General features: G+C 60.6%; 15 protein-coding genes, 1 tRNA gene and 1 pseudogene. 9 read left to right on the top strand and 8 right to left on the bottom strand.

The window, feature by feature from the left end:
- Positions 1 to 74: 74 nt before the first annotated feature.
- The 7 genes and pseudogenes from JFT87_RS18630 to JFT87_RS18600 all read left to right on the top strand — a co-directional run bounded on the left by JFT87_RS18630 (position 75) and on the right by JFT87_RS18600 (position 6,152).
- Positions 75 to 389 (top strand): hypothetical protein, encoded by a 315-nt coding sequence (locus JFT87_RS18630; protein ID WP_201203588.1) that lies wholly within the window; start codon positions 75 to 77, stop codon positions 387 to 389.
- Positions 389 to 1,048 carry a DUF3313 domain-containing protein gene (locus tag JFT87_RS18625; RefSeq protein WP_201203585.1) on the top strand — a complete coding sequence of 220 codons (660 nt, stop codon included), beginning with the start codon at positions 389 to 391 and terminating at the stop codon, positions 1,046 to 1,048. The genes JFT87_RS18630 and JFT87_RS18625 overlap by 1 nt, the downstream gene beginning before the upstream one ends.
- A 63-nt stretch (positions 1,049 to 1,111) precedes the next feature.
- Entirely contained in the window at positions 1,112 to 1,672 is a 561-nt protein-coding gene (locus JFT87_RS18620; RefSeq protein WP_201203583.1) for a hypothetical protein, read from the top strand.
- A 424-nt stretch (positions 1,673 to 2,096) separates the two neighbouring features.
- Positions 2,097 to 2,456 carry a DUF6124 family protein gene (locus JFT87_RS18615; protein WP_201205263.1) on the top strand — a complete coding sequence of 120 codons (360 nt, stop codon included), beginning with the start codon at positions 2,097 to 2,099 and terminating at the stop codon, positions 2,454 to 2,456.
- 659 nt (positions 2,457 to 3,115) lie between these two features.
- A pseudogene (locus JFT87_RS18610) lies at positions 3,116 to 3,460 on the top strand (DUF6124 family protein); the annotation flags it as partial.
- Between the two features lie 359 nt (positions 3,461 to 3,819).
- Positions 3,820 to 5,325, top strand: a complete 1,506-nt coding sequence (gene proP / locus JFT87_RS18605; protein ID WP_201203581.1) for a glycine betaine/L-proline transporter ProP — start codon at positions 3,820 to 3,822, stop codon at positions 5,323 to 5,325.
- A gap of 233 nt (positions 5,326 to 5,558) precedes the next feature.
- The gene (locus tag JFT87_RS18600; RefSeq protein ID WP_201203580.1) at positions 5,559 to 6,152 is read left to right on the top strand and encodes a hypothetical protein; all 594 of its coding nucleotides are present in this window, start codon (positions 5,559 to 5,561) and stop codon (positions 6,150 to 6,152) included.
- A 56-nt stretch (positions 6,153 to 6,208) separates the two neighbouring features.
- Here JFT87_RS18600 and JFT87_RS18595 read toward each other — a convergent pair whose 3' ends face one another.
- The gene (locus JFT87_RS18595; protein ID WP_201203579.1) at positions 6,209 to 6,835 is read right to left on the bottom strand and encodes a TetR/AcrR family transcriptional regulator; all 627 of its coding nucleotides are present in this window, start codon (positions 6,833 to 6,835) and stop codon (positions 6,209 to 6,211) included.
- 156 nt (positions 6,836 to 6,991) lie between these two features.
- Between JFT87_RS18595 and JFT87_RS18590 the strand changes: the two genes are divergently transcribed.
- Complete coding sequence (locus JFT87_RS18590; RefSeq protein ID WP_201203578.1) at positions 6,992 to 8,374, top strand: aspartate aminotransferase family protein; 1,383 nt, start codon at positions 6,992 to 6,994, stop codon at positions 8,372 to 8,374.
- Between the two features lie 267 nt (positions 8,375 to 8,641).
- Positions 8,642 to 10,345, top strand: a complete 1,704-nt coding sequence (locus JFT87_RS18585; protein WP_201203577.1) for an amidase — start codon at positions 8,642 to 8,644, stop codon at positions 10,343 to 10,345.
- A gap of 335 nt (positions 10,346 to 10,680) precedes the next feature.
- On the opposite strand, the gene JFT87_RS18580 is transcribed toward JFT87_RS18585, so the two are convergent.
- From JFT87_RS18580 to fdnG, 7 genes are all read right to left on the bottom strand, one after another.
- Positions 10,681 to 10,776: transfer RNA gene (locus JFT87_RS18580), tRNA-Sec, on the bottom strand.
- A gap of 6 nt (positions 10,777 to 10,782) precedes the next feature.
- Positions 10,783 to 12,687, bottom strand: coding sequence for a selenocysteine-specific translation elongation factor (gene selB / locus JFT87_RS18575; protein WP_201203576.1), 1,905 nt, complete (start codon positions 12,685 to 12,687; stop codon positions 10,783 to 10,785).
- Positions 12,684 to 14,099 carry an L-seryl-tRNA(Sec) selenium transferase gene (gene selA / locus JFT87_RS18570; RefSeq protein ID WP_201203575.1) on the bottom strand — a complete coding sequence of 472 codons (1,416 nt, stop codon included), beginning with the start codon at positions 14,097 to 14,099 and terminating at the stop codon, positions 12,684 to 12,686. The genes selB and selA overlap by 4 nt, the downstream gene beginning before the upstream one ends.
- 49 nt (positions 14,100 to 14,148) lie before the next feature.
- A complete protein-coding gene (gene fdhE / locus JFT87_RS18565; protein WP_201203574.1) occupies positions 14,149 to 15,075 on the bottom strand; it encodes a formate dehydrogenase accessory protein FdhE in 927 nt (308 codons plus the stop codon).
- A gap of 4 nt (positions 15,076 to 15,079) precedes the next feature.
- A complete protein-coding gene (locus JFT87_RS18560) occupies positions 15,080 to 15,733 on the bottom strand; it encodes a formate dehydrogenase subunit gamma (protein ID WP_201203571.1) in 654 nt (217 codons plus the stop codon).
- A complete protein-coding gene (gene fdxH / locus JFT87_RS18555; RefSeq protein ID WP_201203570.1) occupies positions 15,730 to 16,665 on the bottom strand; it encodes a formate dehydrogenase subunit beta in 936 nt (311 codons plus the stop codon). The genes JFT87_RS18560 and fdxH overlap by 4 nt, the downstream gene beginning before the upstream one ends.
- Entirely contained in the window at positions 16,666 to 19,731 is a 3,066-nt protein-coding gene (gene fdnG, locus JFT87_RS18550; protein ID WP_201203567.1) for a formate dehydrogenase-N subunit alpha, read from the bottom strand.
- Positions 19,732 to 19,800 lie beyond the last annotated feature (69 nt).

The raw sequence follows: 19,800 nt of genomic DNA, 5'->3' as shown, positions 1-19,800 counted from the left end.
GACAGACATCAAGCGGACATCGTCCGGCAAAACCCCTCGGGCACTCTGCAGCCATTCCAATCCAGGGGGTTCGCATGAAGGTATTGAACAACAGCCATAGCACCGGGGGACATCACAGCAGTCGTCCCTTGATCCTCAGCCAGCGTACCGCCGCGCTCGGCCCCGACACGCCGATTGTGTTTCAGGAATCATGCCTGGGCGTGTCCAGCGATCAGAGCCGGATCGTCCTGCGTCGCTACTTCGAGCAATTCAGCCCGACCAGTGCGCACTGGGTCGAGTACGTCCACAGTATCGCCGCCGCCGACCTTATCGACTGGATCATGCGCCACGGCCAGTTGCACATCGAGTGCTCGGACCACTCCACGCCCAAGCAACAGGAAGTGCGTTGATGAGAGGCCATTGCCTGATGTCGTTGCTGTGCACCGCGTCCCTGAGCCTGTCCGGGTGCAGCAGCAATAACGCTGAACAGACGGGGTTTCTGCATGATTACAGCGTTCTGAAAGAGCACCAATCACCGTCGGGGCACAACGTCCTGAGTTGGGTCAGCCCGGCCTTGGCCAGGGGCCGCTACACCAAAGTTTATCTGGCGCCGAGCCAGTTTTACCCCGGTGTTGAACCGACCGGGCGTATTCCGTTGAGCACGCTGTCTGGCGTCACCGAGTATTACGACGCGGCCCTGAGAAACGAACTGGGCAAAGTCCTGCAACTGGTGTCCATGCCCGGCCCGGATACGCTGATCGTCAGGCCCGCGATTACCCGGGTTGCCGCGAGCACTCAGGGGTTGCGCTTTTATGAATGGTTGCCGGTCACTTTGGTGGCTGCCGGGGTCAGCACCGCTGCCGGCATTCGCGATCAGGACAGTGAAATAGCCACCGAAGTCTCGTTCGAGGATGGCTCGACCGGCGAAGTGGTTGCCGAAGTCGTGCGCAAGGGCACCGGTGTGGCGCTGGAAAACGACAAACAGGTGCTGACGGCGGATGACGTCAAAGGGGTGCTGGATGGCTGGGCCAGTGATCTGGGGCAATCATATGGAGCGATTCGTCGGTAGTGCGGCCGTTTTCTCGTCTAACGTGAAATGCAGGTATTGGCAGCACACGGGACACGGCCAGTGATGAGCAATTTCCCCATCGTAGCGACAATTCTCTCGATGATTCTGGGGCTGTCGGTCACTCGGCTGCTGCTCGGTGCGTTGACGGTGTTCCGCATCCGCCGGGTGGCGGCGCCGGATTGGGTGGCGTTGGTCTGGGCCGTTACGCTGTTCGCCACGCAGCTGGATTTTTGGTGGGCGGTCAATTCGCTGCCGCAGATCAAGTCGACCTTTTCCTTCGCGGAGTTTTTGTTGCTGGTGCTGTTGGCGCTGTCGCTGTTCGTCTCTTCGGCGCTGTTGCTGCCGAGTCGAAGCGAAGATGAACAGAACGGCTTGCGGGTCTATTTCGAACAGGACGGCCGCTACGCCCTGCTCTCGTTGTCGACGTATCTGTTTCTCGGGCTGATCGTTAACGTGTTCCTGTTTCAAGCCTCGCCGATTGCGCTGTGGGGTGTGCTGGATGTGTTGATGATCATTCTTCCGCTGTGTGCTTTCGCGGCGAAATCACGCAAGGCCTACACGACTGTCACCCTGATATACCTGCCGATCAATGCGCTGGATATCGTTGTTTCGCTGACGAATTAGGCGTTGCGTTAGAAAACACAGCCTTCGGCAGCGCCTACACCGGCCTATGTAGGAGCTGCCGAAGGCTGCGATCTTTTGATCTACACGGACACGTTTAAAAGACACTTCCAGACACGCGCCGAAGGCTACAGGTTCTTGCTCCATTGCCTACAACTACGCCAGAATCCGCCGGCTTGTGTGCCTGGCATCCGGACACTATCGTTCCCGTGTCGCTGCAATTCAGCGATCGGGTCTAGCAGCCTGGGTACTTTAGACGCATAGCGTTCACCGTTCGTGATCCGTTCACGTTATGGCGGCTGTGCGTGGGAAGACCTTCGGGTCTACCGGTCTCTAGAGTCCCGGTCTGCTAGCCCGCGCACAGCTGTCACCTTATTTTCGTCTAGCAGCGAATCGTGGCAGCTCCATGACTCTAGAGGCTTTTGCCATGATAAAACCAACGCCGAATCCGCCCGAAACAGACCTCACCTCCCCTTACGAATCCATCGAGTCGAAAATGCTCAACGACGCTGCCGACCGCGCCCTCGATCACTACCTCTGCCCGCCCGGGTCTGTGCCGGCGCCCCGTAAAATCCGCAGGATGTATGCCGTAACAGCAGACTTCAAAAACGAAGAGCTGCTGGTCGATGCCTGCGAAACACTGGCTTCAGCCAGAACCATCGTCAATGATTTCGCCAATCTCATCCCCGCTTCACAACGCCGGACGCTGCTGGGGATTGCGCAACTGATTATGCTCGGAGAACTGGCGGTGAATCGGGTGTTGGATAATCTGCAGGTGCCGGGTTGAGGCCGCGACTGTGAGCACTTGCTGAGTTACTCAGTAACCCTCTTGCCCCTTCGCGAGCAGGCTCGCTCCCACATTGGAACGCGATCAACTGTGGGAGCGAGCCTGCTCGCGAAGACTGCCGAGTAAGCAACGCAATTTCATCAGGCAGAAAAACCCCGCAATCCTGCTCAATCGGGATGGCGGGGTTTGCCGTTTTCGCGAGGTAAGATCAAAAGATCGCAGCCCTCGGCAGCTCCTACACCGGGCTATGTAGGAGCTGCCGAAGGCTGCGATCTTTTGATCTAAACAGCGATGTTTAAAAGACATCTCCAGACATTCTCCGCGGCTACACATCCTTGCGCCGCTGCCTACGGCTACGTCAGAATCCGCCGGCTTGTGCGTCTATAGCCCGAGTCTTATCGTTTGCCTGCCACTGCTAATCAGTGGTCGGGTTTCGCAGCCCGGGTTAATCAAGGCGCATAGCGCCACTGTATCCTTTCAGTCGACGCTTTTTTGTCTACTGCATTGCGTTATGGCGGCTGTGTGCGGGAGATCTTCGGGTCTGCCGGGTTCCTTGATTCCCGGTCTGCGAACCCGCGCATAGCTGCCACCTCTCTTCGTTTCGCAGCGAAACGTGGTAGCTCCATTAATCAAGGAGCTCCAAATGTTCAAGATCACCCCCCAATCCGCCAGAAACCGATGACGTTTCCCCGTACGAAACCGCCGATTCCAAAAAACTCAACGACGCCGCCGATCGCGCTCTCGATTACTACCTCTGCCCGCCCGGGTCTGTGCCAGCGCCCCGTAAAACCCGCAGGATGTATGCCGTAACAGCAGACTTCAAAAACGAAGAGCTGCTGGTCGATGCCTGCGAAACCCTCGCTTCTGCCAGAACCATCGTCAATGATTTCGCTCATCTCATACCCGCCTCACAACGCCGGACGCTGCTGGGGATTGCGCAACTGATCATGCTGGGGGAACTGGCGGTGAATCGGGTGCTGGATAATCTGCAGGTGCCGGGTTGAGGCCGCGACTGTGAACGCTTGCTGAGTTATTCAGTAATCCTCTGGCCCCTTCGCGAGCAAGCCTGCCCCCACATTGGAACGCGATCAACTGTGGGAGCGGGCTTGCCCGCGAAGACTGCCGAGTAAGCAACGCAATTCCATCAGGCAGAAGAACCCCGCCATCCTGTTCGATCGGGATGGCGGGGTTTGCCGTTTTCGCGAGGCAAGATCAAAAGATCGCAGCCTTCGGCAGCGCCTACAGGGAAAAAAGCAGTTAGCGGTGAATTATTTCGTGTCCTCATGTATCTGACCCAAAGAGCACGCGCCATCAATTAGATGGCATCAACGCGGCAAGATGGATCAGTAAAGAGAAAACCCGGATGAAATCACGTAAAAACAGCGTCAAACCGATCGGCCTGAAAGACATCACCATTGTCGACGACGCCAAGATGCGCAAGGCGATCACTGCCGCCGCACTGGGCAATGCCATGGAATGGTTCGACTTCGGCGTCTATGGCTTTGTCGCCTACGTGCTCGGCAAGGTGTTCTTTCCCGACGCGTCTCCCAGCGTGCAGATGATTGCCGCGCTGGGCACCTTCTCGGTGCCGTTCCTGATCCGTCCTTTGGGCGGTCTGTTCTTCGGTTCATTAGGCGACAAATATGGTCGGCAGAAAGTCCTGGCGGCCACCATCGTGATCATGTCCCTCAGCACCTTCGCCATCGGGCTGATTCCGTCCTATGCCTCGATCGGCATCTGGGCGCCTATCCTGCTGTTGCTGGCCAAGATGGCCCAAGGCTTCTCGGTGGGCGGCGAATACACCGGCGCCTCGATCTTCGTCGCCGAGTATGCCCCGGACCGCAAGCGCGGCTTTCTCGGGAGCTGGCTGGACTTCGGCTCTATCGCCGGTTTTGTACTCGGTGCAGGCCTGGTGGTGCTGATTTCCGCGGTGATAGGCGAAGAGCAATTCCAGGCGTGGGGCTGGCGCCTGCCCTTCTTCCTCGCCTTGCCCCTGGGCATGATCGGTCTCTACTTGCGTAACGCACTCGAAGAGACCCCGGCCTTTCAGCAGCATGTAGAAAAGCTCGAGCAAGGTGATCGTGAAGGTTTGGCGCGCGGACCGAAAGTGTCCTTCAAGGAAGTCGCCACCAAGCACTGGCGCAGCCTGATGACCTGCATCGGCGTGGTGGCCGTCACCAACGTCACCTACTACATGCTGCTCACCTACATGCCGAGCTACCTCTCGCACAACCTGCACTACAGCGAAAACCATGGGGTGTTGATCATCATCGCGATCATGGTCGGCATGTTGTTCGTACAGCCCATGATCGGCTTTATCAGCGACAAAATTGGCCGCCGGCCGTTCATCCTCTTCGGCAGCATCGCGCTGTTCTGCCTCGCCATTCCGGCCTTTATGCTGATCAACAGCGGCAAGCTCGGGCTGATTTTTTCGGGGCTGCTGATCATTGCCGTCGTGCTCAACTTCTTCATCGGCGTAATGGCGTCGACCCTTCCGGCAATGTTCCCCACTCACATCCGCTACAGCGCTCTGGCCAGTGCCTTCAACGTCTCAGTGCTGATTGCAGGCCTGACCCCGACCGCAGTGGCCTGGCTGGTGGAAAGCACCAATGACCTGTACATGCCGGCGTACTACCTGATGGTGATCGCCGTGGTGGGCCTGGTGACCGGCATAACCATGAAAGAAACCGCCAACCAGCCCCTGCGTGGTGCCGCTCCGGCAGCTTCTGATATTGAGGAAGCGAAAGAGCTGCTGCAGGAGCATGAAGACAATATTGAACAGAAGATCGAAGACATCGACGCTGAAATCGCCGCGCTGGAAGCCAAGCGCAAGAACCTGGTGCAGCAGCACCCGCGCATCAACGAGTAATCAATCCACCACCTTGTGGCGAGGGAGCTTGCTCCCTCGCCACACAGTCATTCGGTTTCTTCAAGCCTGCGCGTCCATTCAGGGGCCGGGGACAGTAGAAACAGGCGTCAAGCCAGCCATTGTCGGTCTTCGCATACATCCGGCCGCCGTGGTCCCACGCAAGTTCAATATCACCCCTGCTCCGGGATTTTTATCAGCTAGCCTTGATTGCTGATCGTCATCAAGGAGCTGTCATGTTCAAGTTCATCAAAACCACCGTGATCGGCGGACTGCTGTTTATTCTGCCGTTGGTGCTGATCTTCGTCCTGATCGAGAAAGCCATTCACCTGCTGCGCGGGCCGGTGCAAAAGTTGCTGCCGATGTTCGAAGGTCATGATGTGGCGGGCGTGACAGTGGTGACGCTAGCCACGCTGGTGGGCCTGATCGTCCTGTGTTTTCTTGCCGGCCTTCTGGCCAAGACCTCGGCGGCGGCCCGGGCGATTGAAGCCACCGAAGACAAAGTGCTGAGCAATTTGCCGGGTTATCAGTTGCTCAAGGACACCACGGCGCGGTTTGCCGGCATGGAGCACGCCGAGGGGACGAAGGTCGGCATGATCGCCGAAGAGCAAGGCTGGCGCCTGTGTCTGGTGGTGGAGAGCGTCGGCGACTGGATGACGGTGTACATGCCTGATGGCGGGACTGCCGGCGGCACGGCCGGGGAAGTTCGCTTGCTGCGCGCCTGCGAGGTGATCATGACCGACCTGTCATGGCTGAGCCTGGCGGCAGGATTGCGCCGGGGCGGACGGGGTTTGCTGGAGCAGATGCAACCGTGGTTGCCGAAAGCCTGACCTCTCGATGTTGAAGACCCCCGTGGCGAGGGAGCAAGCGCCCTCGCCACGGTTGATCACCTGTCCTTCGGCTCCGGCGCCAGGCTCAGAATGCCGTGACAGATCAGCCCCAGCACACTGCGCATATGCCCGGCATGCGCTTCTCGATCCGGCGCCGCTTCGGTCGCCAGTCGAATAAAGGCCATGTTCGCGTACTGGTTGAACAAGGTCGCAGCCACATCGATATCGACGGACTCGCGGACTTTGCCCAGTGCCTGAAAATGCACCAGCAACGCTTTGGTTTCTTCGATCACCGCCGCATTCCACGGGCTCAACGCCTGGGCCAGCTCACCGGTAAGCAGAAACGGCGCCAATTCGCGCCACAGTGACGCCGGCATGGCTTGCAGTTGGTAATCGGTCATCAGGCCTTCGAACTCGCACAACGCCTCAAGTGGATCGCTGTCGTCATCGAGATTGGCCCGCGCCTCGCGCATGGCCTGCTCGTCCGGTTGCTTGAGCAGTGCCAGCAGAATCTCCTGCTTGCCGCCGAAGTAGTTGGTCACCGTCGGCGCGGAAACCGCCGCTGCATTGGCAATTTGTTCAAGCGTGGTCGCGCCGAACCCGTTGCTGATAAACAGCTCCAGGGCTGCCTGCGCGATCACTTCCCTGCGCTGTTCCTTCTGCCGTTCTCTGAGTCCGCTCATGCCTTGCCTGCCGTGCCTTGCCAATGCGCCTTAGCCTACGGATTTGTTTTTCCATCGACAAATATTTTCTTTACAAAAATATTTTATAGTGAAAAATATTAGCCGTGCACCGCTGCAACGAACGCACTCACTCGTCCTGTTTATCTGGAGATCAGCATGTCCGCCGAATTCGATCAGACCCGCAGCACCCGCGACTACCAGGCCGCCGACGCTGCGCACCACATCCACGCATTCGTCGATCAGAAGGCACTCAATGACGAAGGCCCCCGGGTGATGGTCCGTGGCGAGCGCCTGCACCTGTGGGACAACGACGGTCGACGTTACCTCGACGGCATGTCCGGGCTGTGGTGCACCAACCTCGGTTACGGCCGCAAGGACCTGGCCGCTGCCGCGACTCGGCAGCTGGAGCAGTTGCCGTACTACAACATGTTTTTCCACACCACCCACCCGCAGGTGATCGAGCTGTCGGAGCTGCTGTTCAGCCTGCTGCCGGGGCACTACAGCCACGCGATCTACACCAACTCCGGCTCCGAAGCCAACGAGGTGCTGATCCGTACCGTGCGCCGCTACTGGCAGGTGCTCGGCAAGCCCGAAAAGAAAATCATGATTGGTCGCTGGAACGGTTACCACGGCTCGACCCTGGCCGCGACGGCGCTGGGCGGAATGAAATTCATGCACGAAATGGGTGGCATGATTCCGGACATTGAACACATCGATGAGCCGTACTATTTCGCCCACGAGGGCAACCTGACCCCGAGCGAATTTGGCCTGCGGGCGGCGCAGCAGCTGGAAACGAAGATTCTCGAACTGGGCGCGGACAAGGTCGCAGGGTTCATTGCTGAACCGTTCCAGGGCGCCGGCGGCATGATCTTTCCGCCAGAAAGCTACTGGCCGGAGATCCAGCGCATTTGTCGCAAGTACGATGTGCTGTTGTGTGCCGACGAAGTGATCGGAGGCTTTGGCCGCACCGGAGAATGGTTCGCTCATGAGCACTTTGGTTTTGAGCCGGACACCTTGTCTATTGCCAAGGGGCTGACCTCTGGCTATATCCCGATGGGCGGGTTGATCCTGTCGAAGAAAATAGCCTCGGTACTGGTGGAGCAGGGCGGGGTGTTTGCCCACGGCCTGACCTATTCCGGGCACCCGGTGGCGGCGGCGGTGGCGATTGCCAACCTCAAGGCGCTGCGCGATGAAGGCGTGGTCGCGAGGGTCAAGGATGACATCGGACCTTATCTGCAACAGTGCTTGCGCGAGGTGTTCGGCAACCATCCGCTGGTGGGCGATATCCAGGGCGTGGGCATGGTCGCGGCGCTGCAATTGGCCGAGGACAAGGCCAGCCGCAAGCGTTTCGCCAATGAAAACGACATGGCCTGGCGCTGCCGCACGATCGGCTTCGAAGAGGGCGTGATTATTCGCTCGACACTGGGGCGGATGATCATGGCGCCGGCATTGATTGCCAGCCGTGAAGAGGTTGATGAGCTGATCGACAAGACGCGCATTGCGGTGGATCGCACGGCCCGTGAGTACGGCGTTCTCTAGCTGGAGTGATGGTTTGTCCGATCGGACGCCTTCGCGAGCAGGCTCGCTCCCACAATTGAAATGCGTTCCTCTGTGGGAGCGAGCCTGCTCGCGAAAGGGCTGCACGCGGTGTCAGGGCGGACAAAGATCAATCCCGTCGATTACTCCGCGCCCGGCTTGGTGTTAAATAGGCGCCAGTCTTAACCTTGTCGCTTGAAGCCGTGCAACGAGAACCGCTATGAACTCCCATTCCAGGAAAAACACCGTACGTCCAACGGCGGTAACAGCATGATCGAGGTCACCGAAGTTTCCATTGCGCAATTGCGTGCCTCGCTCGAATCCGGCCAGACCACGGCGGTTGAACTGGTGCAGGCCTATCTTGCCCGGATCGATGCCTACGACGGCCCCGACACACCCACCGCCCTCAACGCGCTGGTGGTGCGTAATCCCGAGGCGCTGAACGAAGCGCAGGCGTCCGATGCTCGTCGGGCCAAAGGCGAAACGCTCGGTCCGCTCGATGGCATTCCCTACACGGCCAAGGACAGTTATCTGGTGAAGGGGCTCACCGCCGCTTCCGGCAGCCCCGCCTTCGCCAACCTGATTGCGTATCGCGATGCGTTTACCATCGAACGCCTGCGCGCGGCCGGGGCGATTTGCCTGGGCAAGACCAACATGCCGCCGATGGCGAATGGCGGGATGCAACGCGGTGTCTACGGTCGTGCCGAGAGCCCGTACAACGCGCACTACCTGACCGCGCCTTTCGCTTCCGGCTCATCGAACGGCGCCGGTACCGCTACCGCGGCGAGTTTCGCGGCATTCGGTTTGGCGGAAGAGACTTGGTCGAGCGGACGCGGCCCGGCCTCGAACAATGGCTTGTGTGCCTACACGCCTTCGCGCGGCGTGATCTCGGTGCGCGGCAACTGGCCGTTGACGCCAACCATGGACGTTGTCGTACCGTTTGCCAGAACCATGGCTGACCTGCTCGAAGTGCTCGACGTAGTGGTCGCGGAGGATCCCGACACACGGGGCGATTTGTGGCGGATGCAACCGTGGGTGCCGATTCCGAGCGTCGCCTCGGTGCGCCCGGCCTCCTACGCTGAGCTTGCCGTAACGTCCGATGCGCTCGCTGGAAAACGCCTCGGCGTTCCCCGCATGTACATCAACGCGGACCCCGAAGCGGGCACGTCTGAAGCGCCGGGCATCGGTGGCCCGACGGGACAACGGATCAACACCCGCGCTTCGGTGATCGAGCTCTGGAAGCAGGCTCGCCAGGCTCTCGAAGCTGCGGGCGCCGAAGTAATTGAAGTCGACTTCCCGCTGGTCTCCAATTGCGAAGGCGATCGTCCTGGCGCGCCGACAGTGTTCAATCGCGGCATCGTTTCCAAGGAATTCCTGCACCATGAACTGTGGGACCTGACGGCCTGGGCGTTTGATGATTTCCTGCAGGCCAACGGCGATCCGAAACTCAATCGTCTGGTCGACGTGGACGGACCGCTGATCTTCCCGCACGACCCAGGCACCCTCCCCAACCGTGAAGGCGACCTCGCCGCCGGCATGGACGAATACGTGCGGATGGCCGAGCGCGGCATCACCCCGTGGAACCAGATCAGCAGCGTGCCGGACGGACTCCGCGGGCTTGAACAGACCCGTCGACTCGACCTTGAACACTGGATGGATAGGCTCGGCCTCGACGCGGTGCTCTTTCCGACCGTCGCCGACGTCGGCCCGGCGGATTGCGATGTCAATCCGACGTCTGCGGACATCGCCTGGAGCAACGGCATCTGGGTCGCCAACGGCAACCTCGCAATCCGCCACCTCGGTGTGCCTACGGTGACTGTGCCGATGGGTGTCATGGCGGACATCGGCATGCCGGTCGGGCTGACCTTTGCGGGTCGTGCGTATGACGATTCGAGCCTGCTGCGTCTGGCCGCGGCGTTCGAGTCAACCGGCAACAAACGCCAAATCCCGCCCCGCACCCCACCACTGTCGTAACGCGGTCGAAAGGTGTGTCAGCCAACAAAAATGTTGCCTGACACACCGCCAAGGCCAGCTCCCGCAAATTCCGGCTCCGCCTCAACATCTGCAAAAACCCAGAACCCTGTGGGAGCGAGCCTGCTCGCGAAAGCGGTAGGTCAGCCACCAACAATACTGACTGACCGCGTGAAGCCTTCCGGGTAGTGCTTTTCAAGCGAATCTCCGTCAGTCCGTTCCCAGGATTGGCGGATGTTACCCCCATGTAGGAGCTGCCGAAGGCTGCGATCTTTTGATTTTGCGCAAGACAGCCGAGCCAGCCTGTCAGCCTGAAATTGCAGCCTGTTGCAGAAATGTGGCGGAAGGCAGCCGGAGTCGAACCTGCCCGGGAACGGATGCCGTCCCCAACCGGGTTTGAAGCCCGGCCGCGCCACCGGGCGCGATTGCCTTCCATTAACTCAGTGCGCGTCGGCGCTGGCCAACGCATTGTCGTAGCGGATTTGCCGTGACTCGCCCATGCGCCGGGTGAGGCCCAGGCGATCAAAGTATTCGAGGAACTGAATACAGCGTTTGCGTCCCAAGCCTAGCGCATCGCGGAAGGTTGTCACCTCGATCTGCGGATTTTCCCTGGCGAGTTTCAGCAGCACCTCGGCCATTCGGCGCAACTGCACGTCGCTCAAAAACAGGTCGCGCACCACTTGGTGCAGCAGCCCCAGTCGCGCCATTTTGCGCAGCAGCAGGCGCACCGCGACTTCGTCATGTTCAAGGTCACGCACCCACGGTGGATTGAAACCGGCCGCTTCGAACGTTGGCTGCAATTGTTGCCACAAGGCTTCGTCGTCTTCACTCAGGCGCACTTGATGATCGGGCAGATGCAGCCACGGCCCGCTGGTGACGATAGCGCCACTGGCAAGCAATTCGTCGAGCAGGCTGATGAACGTCGGCCGGTCCAGCGCAGTGCCGGTGAACCGGCGCAGGCGATCACGGTCCGGGCCCATTTGATCCGGTTCCAGTTGATGGAAGCGTGCGAGGTGTTCCAGCAGTGTGAATTTCAACTGCCCCCAACGCTGCACGTTGAACAGCACAGGACCTTGGCGGGTGTCGATCAGGCGCACGTTTTCCGGCAGCGACCACGTTGAGCGCAGGCGATTGAATTGCCGTTCCAGCCGTTGCGGATCAAGACCGCCCGCGCTGTGATAAAGCATTGCCGGCAAGACCTGCTCGAAGCTTTCGCTGCGGGCCAAAGCCTTGAGTTGTGCCAGCCGTTCGGGGCTGCGGCGCTGTCGGGCCGGGGCAAACGGGTCGAGCACACGGCCGCCTCCGAGGGTGCGTTGAGCGCTGGAGTCGCGCAGGATCAGCCGATCGCCCTTCACCGCGTGAACCGGCGCGTTGATCAGTAGTTGCGCGAACATGCGCTCGCCGGGACTCAGGCGCGATCCTTCAAGCAATGCAACTCGAGCGATGACGTCTTGCGTGCCGAGGTGCAGGTGTACTGGGTGAAAGTGCTCGAAAGTGCGTTCACCCGGCAGCATCTGAAACTCGATGTCGATTCGCTGGGTGGGTGCCAGCAGCCACTCCGCCAGCAGCCATTGGCCGCGATGGATTTGCGTCAGCTCAAGGCGTTCGCCGCTCAGGTTCAGGGCAACCCTCTGTCCGGCGAAGGCCTGTTCGGCAGGTTGGTTCTGCGCATGCAAGCCGCGCACCCTGACCGATTTGCCGAAAGGCCCAAGCGCCAGTTTGTCACCCAGCGACACCGTGCCCGACAACGCGGTGCCCGTGACCACGATCCCGGCGCCGGCAACGCTGAACGCGCGGTCGATGGCCAGCCGAAAACCGCCTTCGCGGCTGCGCGCCTGCACGTTGCTTTGCGCGTGCAACAACGCCTTGCGCAGCTCATCGATGCCCTGCGCCGTGACGCTCGACACGGTTAGAATCGGCGCTTCGGCAAACGGCCCGCTCGCCAGCAAATCCAGGGTCTGGCGCTGAACTTCCGCCACCCTGCCCGCCTCGACCCGGTCGCACTTGGTGATCGCCACCAGCGCCCGAGGGATGCCCAGCAACTCGACAATCGCCAGATGCTCGCGGGTCTGGGGCATCACGCCGTCGTCTGCCGCGACCACCAACAGCACCAGGTCAATGCCCTGTGCGCCAGCGAGCATGTTGTGGGTGAATCGCTCATGACCGGGCACGTCGATAAACCCCGTCAGTTCGGCGCCGGGTTCCAGCGCCGCGTAGAGGTAGCCGAGGTCGATGGTCATGCCGCGCTCGCGTTCCTCACGGCGACGGTCCCCGGCCTGGCCGGTCAGGGCCTGAAGCAACGACGTCTTGCCGTGGTCGATGTGCCCTGCGGTGCCGACGATCACCCTTCCCCTCCCGGTAACTGATCGAGTTGCGCCAGCCACGCCGCTTCGTCGTCCAGTTGCCGCAGGTCCAGCCACAAGGCATCGTCATCAAGACGGCCGAGCACGGGAATCGGCAAGGTGCGAAACGCCGCTTCCAGATTCAATAATTGCCGACCGCGAAGACGCTTCGACACCAGCGGCCGCAGGCACAACGCAGCACTTGGCAAGCGCGCCACCGGTTGGCTGCCACTGCCGATCATGCCCAGCGCAGGCACCGCGCTTACGTTCCAGCCATTACCCAAACGCTGGGCCAATGCCGGTTGCAGGCGTTCGGCTTGCGCGAGGATGTCAGCCTGCGGCCGGGTCAAAAGGCGCAGACTCGGCAAACGTTCGGCCAAACGATCAGGATCGCGGTACAACCCCAACACTGCTTCAAGCGCCGCCAAGGTCAGCTTGTCGACCCGCAACGCACGCTTGAGCGGGTTCTTCTTGATCTTCGCAATCAGCTCCTTGCGCCCGACAATCAGCCCGGCCTGCGGACCGCCGAGCAACTTGTCGCCGCTGAAAGTGACGATGTCCGCACCATCGAGCAGCGCCTGACGCACCGTCGGTTCGGCAGGTAACCCCCAGCGAGTCAGGTCCAGCAGACTGCCGCTGCCCAGATCTTCCAGCAACGGCAAACCGTGCTTGTGCGCCAACGCTGCCAGCTCAGCGGTCGGCACACTCGTGGTGAACCCGGAAATAGCGTAGTTGCTCGCATGCACGCGCATCACCAAACCGCTGCGCGGGCCGATGGCGGCTTCATAGTCTTTGGCGTGGGTGCGATTGGTTGTGCCGACCTCGTGAAGCTTCACGCCGGCACGGGCCATGATGTCGGGGATGCGAAACGCGCCGCCGATTTCGATCAGCTCGCCTCGGGAAATGATGCCTTCCTTACGCGCGCCCAGGCTGTTGAGGGTCAGCAGCACGGCAGCGGCGTTGTTGTTGACCACGGTGACGGCCTCGGCGCCGGTCAACTCGCGGATCAGGCCTTCGATCAGGTCGTCGCGGTCGCCACGCTTGCCGCTGTGCAGATCGAATTCAAGATTGATCGGATAACGCGCCGCCATCTGCACCGCTTCGATGGCTTCTTCGGGCAGCAAGGCCCGACCAAGGTTGGTGTGCAGCACCGTGCCCGTCAGGTTGAACACCCGCCGCACATGGCTGCGCTGTTGCTGGGCAAGGCGCTCACCGACGCGGCCGGCGAGCACTTCGGCGCTGACTTCGACTGCGCACAACTGCCCGCTCAACACTCCGGGGCGCAGTTCATCAAGCAGTTGCCGCAGGCACGCCAACAACGCCTCACGTCCGTAACGCTCGGCCAACGGCAAACAGGCGGGATGACGCAATAAACCATCAATGGAAGGTAAACGCAGGGCACCGCTCGCAGACATCAGCCACTCCCAAAAACAAAAGACTGTCCGGCGAGTGTAGACGCTGCGGTCATTCGTCTCCCGGTGCGAGCAACAGATTCGGTGCCAGACGCTGGTAGCCGTCCTGGGCCAGACGCATGTCCAGCAGCAAACTGCCGAGATCCGCCGACAACGCCTCGGCTTCGGCATCGTTCTCCAGGTAAAGCAATTTCAGATAACTGTTGCAACTCGGACAGACTTCCGCGCGCAACGGTGCCTGATTGGCGGCGTGGCGGTCGTCCTCAAGGCTGAAATAATCGAGGCCTTTGCTCGACTCGCAGTACACGCACTTGACCCTCACCACGTGCCATTCGCAGGCGCACAGCGAGCACACCAGATACCGCAAACCGTTGTGTTTGCCGCGATGGCGAATGACCCCGGCCATGGCCGGTGAACCACAGGCCGGGCATTGGCTGAGGCTGTTGCCGGGTGTCAGTTGCAGGTTGGCCACGCTGAGCAGCCAATGGCTCCATGCCGCTTGCAAAGCCGCGCCGAGGAACGGCACCAATGCCGCCGGCACCATTGAATATTGGCCGCTGACCAGCGCCACAGCCCAAGCGCGCAGTTGCCCGTGACTGGCGCTGCGCAGAGTGGTGAGCGCATCCATCACGGCGGGTTGCGCGGGCGGCGTGTAGCGTTGCAGCAAGGCGTCCAGCCAGACTTGCCAATCATCTTCGCGGACCAGGGTATCGGCAGCGAACGGCGGCATGCCGTGCTGCTGGCACAGCTCAAGCCGTTGCTGATCGACGGTTTCTGTCGAGGGCGGATCGTCCAGCACTTGTTGTTGCGCTTGGCATAAACCGGCGATCAAGCGCAAATAGTCGGCCATCGGATGCCCTTCAGCCAAACGCTCAAGCCCCAACGCTCGCAAGGTGAACAGATTACGCGGTGGCAAGTACAGAAACGGTGGTGAACTCGCCGCTGCTTCGATCTCGCCAGGCTCAAGAATCGTTGCCAAGTGCTTATCCTTTTTTGCTGATCGGCTGCTCGGGGTTTTCGTCGCGGGTCACTTCGCGGTACCAGAGTTCATGGTGTTTCCGGGCCCACGCGCGGCTGACCCAGCCGTGCAACATGGCGCTGATCGAGCCCTTGATCCAGATGCCGGCGTAGATGTGAATGATGATGCTCAACACCAGCACAAACCCCGCCAGCGCATGCAGCAGCATGGCCCAACGAATGAGGGTGATGCCGAAATACACACTGAAATACGCGCGCCAGATCACCAACCCCGTGAACAGCAACCCTAACATGCACAACAACAACGTCCAGAACAGCAGCTTCTGCCCAGGGTTGTATTTGCCAATCGGCGGCACGCCCTCTTCCTCGTTTTTGATCACCCGCCCTATCCGCTTGAGCCACAGCCCATCGTTGCGAATAAAGAAGTTGGCCCGCCAGAAACGGATCACCAACCCGAGGAACAGCACAAACATCAGCACGCCCATGAACGGATGCAAAATCCGCGTCCACGGTCCGCCGCCGAACAGGTTGCTGAGCCAGAACAGCGCCGGGTGAAACAGTGCCATCCCCGACAGCGCGGCCATGAAAAACAGGATCACCACCAGCCAGTGATTGGTCCGCTGGTTGGCGGTATAGCGCAGGATCTGCTTGCGGATCATGGTCTGTTCTCCCCGCGCGGATCAAAGGTGTGCACCGACGGATCGACTTCGTGCACTGCCGGATCGTTAACCGGTGGCAATTCGTCCTCTTCCACCACTTGCGGGCCGATACGCACGTAGTGGAAGAACCCGGCCAGCACCGCCAGGCCCATGGCCAACAAGCCCAAGGGTTTGCTCACGCCTTTCCACAAACCCACCAGCGGACTGATCGCCGGATCCTTCGCCAGCCCGGCGTATATCTGTGGCGTGTCGGCATGGTGCAGCACGTACATCACGTGGGTGCCGCCGACCCCGGCCGGGTCGTACAGACCGGCGTTTTCAAAGCCGCGACTCTTGAGATCGACGATCCGTTCGGCGGCGTGTTCCTTCATGTCTTCCTTGGTACCGAAGACGATGGCGCCGGTCGGGCAGGTTTTCACACAGGCCGGTTCCAGGCCCACCGCGACCCGGTCCGAGCACAGCGTGCACTTGTAGGCCTTGTGATCTTTTTGCGAGATCCGCGGGATGTTGAACGGGCAACCGGTGATGCAATAACCGCAACCGATGCAATGATCCTGATCGAAATCGACGATGCCATTCGCATGCTTGATGATTGCGCCAGGACTTGGGCACGCCGCCAGGCAACCGGGTTCGGCGCAGTGCATGCAGCCGTCCTTGCGGATCAGCCATTCCAGATTACCGGCGTCGGTTTCATGCTCGGTGAAGCGCATCAACGTCCAGGTTTCGGCACTCAGGTCTTGCGGGTTGTCGTAGGTGCCGAGGTTGTGGCCGACGTCGTCGCGCAGCTCGTTCCATTCCGAGCAGGCGACCTGGCAAGCCTTGCAACCGATGCATTTGGTGGTGTCGATCAGCTTGGCCACTTCCTCCTGATTGCGCACCGACGGCGGGACGGTGGTGGTGGCCGAGCGGGCGATGATGTCTTGGCTGGCCATTTAGACTTTCTCCACGTTGACCAGGAATGACTTGGATTCCGGGGTCTGGGAATTACCATCGCCGAGGAACGGCACGAGGGTGTTGGTGAGATAGCCGTGACGCGTCAGCCCGGTAAAGCCCCAGTGCAGCGGGATACCGATGTGGTGCACAACCTGGCCGTTGACCTGCAACGGACGAATCCGCTTGGTCACCACCGCCACCGCTTCGATAAAGCCGCGCTTGCTGCTGACCCGGACCTTGTCGCCGGCAACGATGCCTTTCTCCTTGGCCAGCACCTCGCCAATCTCGACAAATTGCTCCGGCTGGGCAATCGCGTTGAGCTTGCAGTGCTTGCTCCAGAAGTGGAAATGCTCGGTCAGCCGATAACTCGTCGCGGCGTACGGATAATCCTTGGCCACGCCGAGGGTTTCCCACACCGAATCGAAGATCCGCGCCGCCGGGTTGCTGGTGGCGTTCTTATTGTTCGGGTGCAACGGGTTGATGCCGATCGGGGTTTCGAACGGTTCGTAGTGCTCGGGGAATGGGCCTTCGTTCATCTTGTCGACGGCGAAGAACCGCGCCACGCCTTCGGGGTTCATGATGAACGGGTTCATCCCGGCTTCCGGTGGCGAATCGACCTTGAAGTCCGGCACATCGGTGCCACCCCAGGCCTTGCCGTTCCACCACACCAGGCGTTTTTTCTCGTCCCACGGCTTGCCTTGCGGGTCAGCCGAAGCGCGGTTGTAGAGAATCCGCCGGTTCATCGGCCAGGCCCAGGCCCATCCCAAATGTTGCTTCATGCCGTACGGATCGCTGTTGTCGCGCCGGGCCATCTGGTTGCCCATTTCGGTCCAGCTACCGCAGAAGATCCAGCAGCCGGACGCGGTGCTGCCATCGTCCTTGAGCTGGGCGAAACCGGTCAGTTGCGCGTTGCCCTTGATCGCCACCCCCGTGGCATCGGTGAAGTCCGTGGTGGCGGCGCCGTTGATTTCCTTGGCCAGTTCTTCCGGCGACGGTTCGTCGGTGATTTTGTAAGGCCACGACAGTTTAAGGATCGGGTCGGGGAACGCGCCGCCATTCGCCTGATAACGCTTGCGCAGGCGCAGGAACAACTCGCTCATGATCTTCACGTCGGTCTGCGCTTCGCCCGGCCCGTCGGCGCCTTTCCAGTGCCATTGCAGCCAGCGGCTGCTGTTGACCAGCGAGCCGTCCTCTTCGGCAAAACAGGTCGTCGGCAGGCGAATGACTTCAGTGTGAATGTCAGCGCTGGTCACGTCGTTGTACGGCCCGACGTTTTTCCAGAACTCCGAGGTCTCGGTGGACAGCGGGTCCATCACCACCAGCCATTTGAGCTTGGCCAGCGCCGCCATTACGCGGTTTTTGTCCGGCAACGCGGCGATCGGATTGAAGCCTTGGCACATGTAACCGTTGACCTTGCCCTGCCCCATCAGGTCGAACATTTTCAGGATGTCGTAGTTGGGGATGTCGAGTTTCGGCAGGTAATCGTAGGCCCAATGGTTCTCGGCGGTGGCGTTGTTGCCGTACCAGGATTTCATCAGGCTGACGTGGAACTTGCTGTAGTTCTGCCAATACGACAGTTGTCCCGGGCGCAACGGTTTTTGCGTCCGTTTGGTGATGTAGCCGTCGTAATCCTGCTCGCCGTCGCTGGCCAGGGTCAGGTAACCCGGCAGCGAGTTGGAGAGCAAGCCAAGGTCGGTCAGGCCCTGAATATTCGAGTGCCCGCGCAGGGCATTGACGCCGCCGCCCGGCATGCCGACGTTGCCCAGCAGCAGTTGGACCATCGCCGCGCTGCGGATGATTTGCGAACCAATCGAGTGTTGCGTCCAGCCCAGGGCGTAGAGAATCGTCATGGTCTTGCCCGGTGTCGAGCAGGTGGCGATTTCTTCCCAGATTTTCTTGATGGCGTCCACCGGCATGCCGCAGATCTGGCTGGCCAGGTCGATGTTGTAGCGGCTGTAATGGACTTTCATCAGTTGATAGACGCAGCGTGGGTGTTGCAACGTCGGGTCGACTTTGGCGAAACCGTCCTCGCCGATTTCATAGCCCCAGCCGGACTTGTCGGTGTAGCTGCGCTTGGCGGCGTCGTAGCCGCTGAAGATCCCGTCTTCGAAGCTGAATCCGGCTTTGACGATAAACGACACGTCCGTATAGGCGTTGACGTACTCGTGCTGGATCTTGTCTTCGGTCAGCAGGTAATTGATCAACCCGCCCATAAAGGCGATGTCGGTCCCCGTGCGGATTGGCGCGTAATAGTCGGCCACGGAGGCGGTCCGGGTGAATCGCGGATCGACCACGATCAACCGTGCCTTGTTGTGCGCCTTGGCTTCGGTCACCCATTTAAAGCCGCAAGGGTGCGCTTCTGCTGCGTTGCCGCCCATCACCAGGATCAGGTTCGCGTTGGCGATATCGGTCCAGGTATTGGTCATGGCACCACGGCCATACGTCGGGGCAAGACTTGCCACCGTCGGACCGTGTCAGACACGCGCCTGGTTATCGAACCCCAGCATGCCGAGACTGCGAATGACCTTCTGAGTCAGGTAGCCCGCTTCATTGGACGCCGCTGACGCTGCGAGAAATCCGGTGGTCAGCCAGCGGTTCACCGTTTGGCCCTGGGCGTTCTTCTCGATGAAGTTGGCGTCGCGGTCGGCCTTCATCAGGTCGGCCACGCGGTCCAGCGCTTCATCCCAGGAGATGCGCGTCCACTCGGTGCTGCCGGGCTTGCGCACCTGTGGGTACAGCAAGCGGCTGGGGCTGTGAATGAAGTCCAGCAGGCCCGCGCCTTTGGGGCACAAGGTGCCGCGGTTGACCGGGTGGTCGGCGTCGCCTTCGATGTGGATGATGCTTTGGGCGACGTTCTTGGCCTGGTCGCCCTGGCTGTACATGATCAAGCCGCAACCCACCGAGCAGTACGGGCAGGTGTTGCGGGTTTCATGGGTGTGGGCGAGTTTGAAATGACGCACTTGCTCGGCAAAGGCAGTCGCGGGGAGCATACCCAGCGCGCCGAGACTTGAGCCCGCAAGGCCGATACCGGCGACCTTGAAGAACTGACGACGGTTGAGGTCCATCGTGCACTCCTGATCAGATGAAGACCCGGTGCTTTGCCGGGTTTTTCTGGACAAACACAGTCGCGGCAA

This window comes from Pseudomonas sp. TH15, assembly GCF_016651105.1.
In the GTDB taxonomy this organism is placed as follows: Bacteria; Pseudomonadota; Gammaproteobacteria; order Pseudomonadales; family Pseudomonadaceae; genus Aquipseudomonas.
Note: the sequence above shows the minus strand (reverse complement) of the source record. Positions and strands in the feature narration are given on the sequence as shown.

What these genes read in the sequence shown, in the direction of transcription:
- JFT87_RS18590 (WP_201203578.1), top strand. Translation starts at nt 6,992, where the DNA reads ATGTCCGCCGAATTCGATCAGACCCGCAGCACCCGCGACTACCAGGCC.
- JFT87_RS18625 (WP_201203585.1), top strand. Translation starts at nt 389, where the DNA reads ATGAGAGGCCATTGCCTGATGTCGTTGCTGTGCACCGCGTCCCTGAGC.
- selA (WP_201203575.1), bottom strand. Translation starts at nt 14,099, where the DNA reads ATGTCTGCGAGCGGTGCCCTGCGTTTACCTTCCATTGATGGTTTATTG.
- fdxH (WP_201203570.1), bottom strand. Translation starts at nt 16,665, where the DNA reads ATGGCCAGCCAAGACATCATCGCCCGCTCGGCCACCACCACCGTCCCG.
- JFT87_RS18630 (WP_201203588.1), top strand. Translation starts at nt 75, where the DNA reads ATGAAGGTATTGAACAACAGCCATAGCACCGGGGGACATCACAGCAGT.
- JFT87_RS18620 (WP_201203583.1), top strand. Translation starts at nt 1,112, where the DNA reads ATGAGCAATTTCCCCATCGTAGCGACAATTCTCTCGATGATTCTGGGG.
- JFT87_RS18600 (WP_201203580.1), top strand. Translation starts at nt 5,559, where the DNA reads ATGTTCAAGTTCATCAAAACCACCGTGATCGGCGGACTGCTGTTTATT.
- JFT87_RS18615 (WP_201205263.1), top strand. Translation starts at nt 2,097, where the DNA reads ATGATAAAACCAACGCCGAATCCGCCCGAAACAGACCTCACCTCCCCT.
- JFT87_RS18585 (WP_201203577.1), top strand. Translation starts at nt 8,642, where the DNA reads ATGATCGAGGTCACCGAAGTTTCCATTGCGCAATTGCGTGCCTCGCTC.
- proP (WP_201203581.1), top strand. Translation starts at nt 3,820, where the DNA reads ATGAAATCACGTAAAAACAGCGTCAAACCGATCGGCCTGAAAGACATC.
- JFT87_RS18595 (WP_201203579.1), bottom strand. Translation starts at nt 6,835, where the DNA reads ATGAGCGGACTCAGAGAACGGCAGAAGGAACAGCGCAGGGAAGTGATC.
- JFT87_RS18560 (WP_201203571.1), bottom strand. Translation starts at nt 15,733, where the DNA reads ATGATCCGCAAGCAGATCCTGCGCTATACCGCCAACCAGCGGACCAAT.